The organism is Pseudoalteromonas sp. TB51, assembly GCF_000498055.1.
In the GTDB taxonomy this organism is placed as follows: Bacteria; Pseudomonadota; Gammaproteobacteria; order Enterobacterales; family Alteromonadaceae; genus Pseudoalteromonas; species Pseudoalteromonas atlantica.
Genome location: NZ_AUTO01000338.1, coordinates 1 through 5,795, shown reverse-complemented (window position 1 = coordinate 5,795; position 5,795 = coordinate 1). Strand labels below are relative to the sequence as shown.

The window sequence follows — 5,795 nt, the reverse complement described above, 5'->3', positions numbered from 1 at the left end:
CCGGCGCCCACCACACATAAACCATTACTGGCATCTATATTTTCCAAGTACTTGCTCATACACGCACTGGGTTTACAGGCATTTACCGCCGTGGTAAATAAATCGATTAAAAATGACTTTTTAGAATCCATGGGTTAACGCTCACGAAAAAATTGATGGAATAGCAAGGCAAATTAATACCATCACAACAAACATGCTAAGCAGCATAACGATATCTTTACCGGTTAAAATTGAGTTTGAGATAGTCTCAGCGTTTTGCGCTTTAGCAACCTCGTTTACTTCGCGTGGAATAGCAACGCTTGTCGTAAGCGTAATCACCGCAGTGGCCACAAAGCCAATAAAGTTCCACCAAAACCAAAATACGTCTGGCGCAAATACCGACACCAACAAGTTAATTAACACACCACTAATTAAGCCTATGTTTGCATGCAGCGCAGCACTGCGCTTACTAACTACGGCTATTAAAAATACCGCTAGTATTGGGCCATAAAATAACGAGCCTACTTTGTTAATGGCTTCAATAATAGTAGGTGCTATATCACCGGCATAAAGCGATAAAATTAACGTAATTGCACCCCAAATAAGCCCTAAGTATTTAGCCAGTTTTAAGTACGTTGGTTGGTCTAGCTCTTTATTTGAAATACGGCTGTAGTCTTCAATACTTACCGCCGAAAGCGAGTTAATAGCAGAGCTAAGTGATGACATAGCCGCCGATAAAATAGCCACCACTAATAAACCAATTAAGCCATGTGGTAAGTAATCTAAAATAAAGATTGGCATCATCCAATCTGGGTTATCGGCTGGAATTTTGGCTAAAAACTCAGGGTTGCTCATAGCCAGTGTGCCTACAATTAAGCCCGACACACAATATAAAATAGTAATAGGAAAACGCACTACGCCGTTGGCTAAAATCATGTAGCGTAAGTTTTTAGGATCTTTTGCACTAAGTGCACGTTGCGCTTGTGTTTGGTCACACCCATAGTAAGAGGCGTAAAGCACCACACCACCAAAAATCATAGGTAAAAAGCCAAAACCATCGCCACTAAATCCAAACGAATCAAATTTTATGGCTTCTAATCGGCTCGAATCAACATTAGCAATAAAGGTATCAACCCCACCTAAGTGATAAAGTCCAAAGCCAATACAAGCAATAGTACCTAGTACAATGATGATCATTTGAATTGCATCACCATACACCACGGCTTTCATACCGCCTTGCAGTGAATATAACACCGTGATCACGCCGGTAAGCACAATGGCTTGCCATGCTTCTATACCCATAGTGCCTTGGAGAATAAGCGATACCGCATAAATCATAATACCGGTGGCAAATGCGCGGCTAAACTGAAACACCACACTAATAAGCACACGGGTAGAACGACCAAAACGCATTTCTAAGTAATCATAAATACTTACAATGCCGCTTTTATAAAGCTTAGGTAAAATAGTCGCTAAAATTAAAATCATCGCAAGCGGCACACCTAACTCATACGAGAGCCATTGCATACCACCGCCTTCACGCAAACCAACAAATGCAGGAGCCGAAATAAAGCTAATGGCCGAAAGCTGAGTGGCCATTACCGACAAAGCTAAAGGTTTCCACCCTAAGCTTTTGCCTCCTAAAAAGTAATCACTTTTATTGGTTTGTTCGCGTAGCATAAACCCCATTACCAATAAGGCACCAAGGTAAAGAGCAACTATTGAAAAATCTAATATATTCATAATTATTTCGCGTATTCACATTAAGAAAACACAGCGCCTTCTCAAAAATAAAAAACTAAACAGCTATATGCTTACTTCTAAAACAGTCCCTAAAAACAAGCCTATCGCTAACTTAGCTGAAAAATGCATCACAATGCAAAAAGCCTATTAACCCCAAAACAGGTTAATAGGCGTAAAGCATTTATTTAAAAGTCGTATTTGACTCTAAATGTAACGCGTCGTGGGAGAATTGGACGGCCTACAAAGTAAGGATTGTCTGACGTTTGGCTGTTGCCTAAACGCGGCGAGCCTTCGGTAACACCATCAGAGTCAAACAAATTAAATACCCCTACGCTTAAACGTACGGTTTGCTCTGGGGCGATTTGCCAGTTATAACCCGCATCAAATCTAAACAAGTGGAATGAATCAAGCTCTACAGAGTTTGCATCGTTAGCAAAGTTTTTACCTGTAAAGTTATGATACAAAGCAGCATCCCAATTATCTGCGGTGTAGCTTATAGAAGAGTTAAATAATACTTTTGGTTTACGACGTAACTCGTTACCAATAATAGAAGGGTCTGAGTCAAACTCAGTAAATTCGTGGTCAGTGTAGGTCATGTTGGCATCAACCGCCCACTCGTCGGTAATATCGTAACGACCAGTAAGCTCCACACCCGTTGCTTTGGTTGATTGCATAACAGGCAGCTCTAATACCCCACCGTTGCCATCGTTAACAAAGTCTACGCTGCGTCTGTCTTTTAGGTCGGTTCTAAATAACGCGATGCTACCGCTAAAGTCGTTATCAAAAAACTTAATACCAAGCTCGCCTTGTTCAACAATTTCGGCTTCGTAGCTGGCTGGCTCACCTAAATCATTAAACTGAATTCCTCTAATTTCTGGGAAGAAAAACCCGCGAGATGCATTCGCGTATACGTTTAAGTTATCGGTTAAGCGGTATAAGGCTGCACCCGATACCGCAAATTCAGAGGTGTCTACTTCGCCGTAGGTCATTACACCACTGCCTGTGGTGTTTACCTGTAAATTAGGCGCAAGTGATGGATCATCAGAGATTTGTACAACTTGGCTGCCTTCACGGCTAATTTTGCCGTCAATTTCTTCATAACGTACACCAAAGTCGATAATCCAATCATCGCTTTCCATTTGGTCCGCTACATAAAGCGCACGACGGGTAGCGCTAATTGTTTGGTTGGTGTAAGAAATACCTGGGCCACTAATACCATTTTGTGTGTACTGAACAACATCACCATCGGCATTAGTGTACGTTAAATCAACCAGTTCTGGGTTATTGTTAAATTCCCCCAAGTAGGTCGTAATAACGTTATCGTCATCGGCTTCACTGTGAGAGAAAAACGTACCTACGGTAATATCGTGGCTAAAATCGCCAACAAAAATACTTTTAACAATATTAAATTCGGCAGAAAAATCCTCTGCTGGGCGCTCTCTATCTAAAATACGGTTAGCAAATAATAAATCATCGCTTGCCAGTGCCTGCCCCGATGCAGTGTAAGTAAACGCTGCATCGCTTACATCACCTAAGCCACGGTTAGCTAAAAACTCTTCCTGGCTCTCAGGTACATTAATAATACCGTCGCCATCTAAAAATAGATTAAATTCGTGTTGGTACTTTGCGTATTTACTGCGCATGTTAATAGCAAAATCGTTAGCGAGCTCTTTTTCAAACACCACTGAAATAGAGCCACCTTTAGTTACCACCCCATCGCTAATTGGCGATTCATAACGACCATTGGCAGTATCGTAAGACAGGTTAGACACATTAGCAGTTTGTAATGACTCCACTTCGCGTCCATCGTTACCAGTTAAGCGTTCGCGGCTGTCGCCATCTAGCGGAATAGGCAGGTAAAACTGCGCTTGGTCGTCAATGTATTGGCCATACACAGTAAATGAGCCAGAGCCGTCATCAAATTCTTTACGAATATTACCGCGCAGCTGAGTGCCTTTAGTCTCAAGCCCTGTATCTAACGGGCCTTCATCGTAACGGTAAAAGCCCGACAGCGCATAATAAAGGCCATCTTCGTTAAGCGGCCCGCTTGTGGCAAAATCTAAACGGGTACGGCCCTGATCAGAAAGCTCCATTTGCACAGTACTTTGCGGATCATCGCTGCCAGTTTTAGAAATATAGTTAATAATACCCGCTACAGAGCCTTGGCCAAATAAGTTAGACACACCGCCACGCACAAATTCTACACGCTCAATACCTAAGTCGTTTCGGTAGTACACATCAAACGCCGATGAGTTTAAGCCAAAAACACTCAAACTAGGTGAACCGTCGTACGACAGTGGCGTAAACTGAAACTGACCCGATGAAGGTAAGCCTCTTACTTGTAGGTTTGTTCCAACCTCACCACCGCCCCCTTCTACTTTAATACCAGGGATATAACGTAATACATCTGCTTGGCTACTTGATGAAAGCTTTATTAACTCATCTTCGCTAATAGAGGTTACTGACTGTGGGGTATCTGAAATAACGCGTCCTTTGCTGGTACCAGAGACGATAATACGTTCAACGTTATTTTCTTTTTTTGCTGTATCTGGCGCAGTCTCTTCTGCGGCAAACGCGCCTTGTGTGAGGCATAAAGATACAATAGAGGCGATCGTAGTTTTATTCACGGGTATTCTCCAATTGTGCTAGTTGTCTGTGTGTAATTACTCAGAGTGTGGCTAAGTAAGTGCGAAATAATCAAGTATACATGTTAGTTTTTTGTTACTTCGAACAGGATTTAAGCACAGAAAAAAAACATTTACAACCCATAATGAGTACTTTAATATTATCCAAATCGAAAATAACACACAAAGAGCACCCAATATGACTACTACAATCAACGGTAAACTTGATGCAGCCACAGCGGCATCGCTTACAGAACTTGCTACTAAAACACTTATAGCAAACGATTTAGGTGGCTATACCGTCCCTACGCATGGCCTTTACCCGTTTCAGTGGAACTGGGATTCAGCGATTACAGCCCTAGGGTGGATGAAGTCTGACGAGAGCCGTGCGTGGCAAGAAATTGATGTGTTATTTTCAGGCCAGTGGGATGATGGCATGGTGCCACATATCTTATTTCATAAGGATTCAACTACCTACTTCCCTGGTCCAAATGTGTGGGGCTCTGATAAAAAAATTAAAAGTACGTCTATTTCGCAGCCACCCGTTGTGGCAACAGTAATGAAAGAAATGCTTGCCAGCGCACAAGATAAAGCCCTTGCAAAGCAAAAAGTTAAAGCATTATTTTCTCAAGTTGTTGATTACCATTTATGGTGGTACAACGACCGCGATCCTGAAAACACAGGCTTAGTGGTCACTTATCACCCGTGGGAATCGGGTATGGATAACAGCCCATCGTGGGATGATGCCCTTGAAGCTGTACCTGGTGTTGATTGGGAATACACCCGCCGCGACACCAGCCATGTTGATTCGTCGCAGCGCCCGCATAAAAGCGAGTACGACCGTTTCTTATACCTAGTAGACTTTTTTAAACGTAACAATTTTGATAGCAAAGTAATTTACGAAACCTGCCCGTACAAAATGAACGACCTAGGTATTATTGCTATTTTGCACCGTGCGACAAAAGATTTACTCAAAATGGGTGAACAACTCGATTTAAACGATGCACGTACCGATTATTTAGCACAGCGTCTAGAACTTACTCAAACAGCAATTAACACGTTATGGTGTGAGCAAAGCGAATACTTTTACTGTAAAAACGTGTTAACCAACAGCCTAGCTAAAGTTAAAACATCGGCGGCACTACTAACCGTTTATGCTGGTTTAACAACTGACGAGCAAACGCGTATTATTAATACCGCGACAGAAGATTTTATTGAGTCGAGTCAATTTAGTGTGGCATCTACCCACCCTAAAGAAGAAAAATACGAGCCACAGCGTTACTGGCGCGGCCCTATTTGGTTACACATTAACTGGATGATAGCCATCGGCCTTAAAGAAGCAGGGTTTGTGACCACGGCAGATAAAATTCAGGACGACACGCGCGATTTAGTGCTTAAATCGGGTTACTACGAATATTTTAACCCAGAAACAGGCGCCGGCTGTGGTGG

At 42.4% G+C, this 5,795-nt stretch carries 3 protein-coding genes; 1 reads left to right on the top strand and 2 read right to left on the bottom strand.

What is annotated here, in order from left to right; all coding sequences use genetic code 11:
• Window positions 1-141: 141 nt before the first annotated feature.
• Window positions 142-1,722, bottom strand: coding sequence for a sodium:solute symporter (locus L650_RS0121235; protein WP_024031370.1), 1,581 nt, complete (start codon window positions 1,720-1,722; stop codon window positions 142-144).
• A gap of 185 nt (window positions 1,723-1,907) precedes the next feature.
• On the bottom strand, window positions 1,908-4,349 hold the full coding sequence (locus tag L650_RS0121230; protein WP_029774336.1) for a TonB-dependent receptor: 2,442 nt from the start codon (window positions 4,347-4,349) through the stop codon (window positions 1,908-1,910).
• A gap of 196 nt (window positions 4,350-4,545) precedes the next feature.
• Between L650_RS0121230 and L650_RS0121225 the strand changes: the two genes are divergently transcribed.
• Window positions 4,546-5,795 (top strand): MGH1-like glycoside hydrolase domain-containing protein (locus tag L650_RS0121225; protein WP_029774335.1); only part of this gene is annotated, 1,250 nt, incomplete at its 3' end.

Coding starts and splice junctions, on each gene's coding strand:
- L650_RS0121235 (WP_024031370.1), bottom strand. CDS start 1,722: ATGAATATATTAGATTTTTCAATAGTTGCTCTTTACCTTGGTGCCTTA.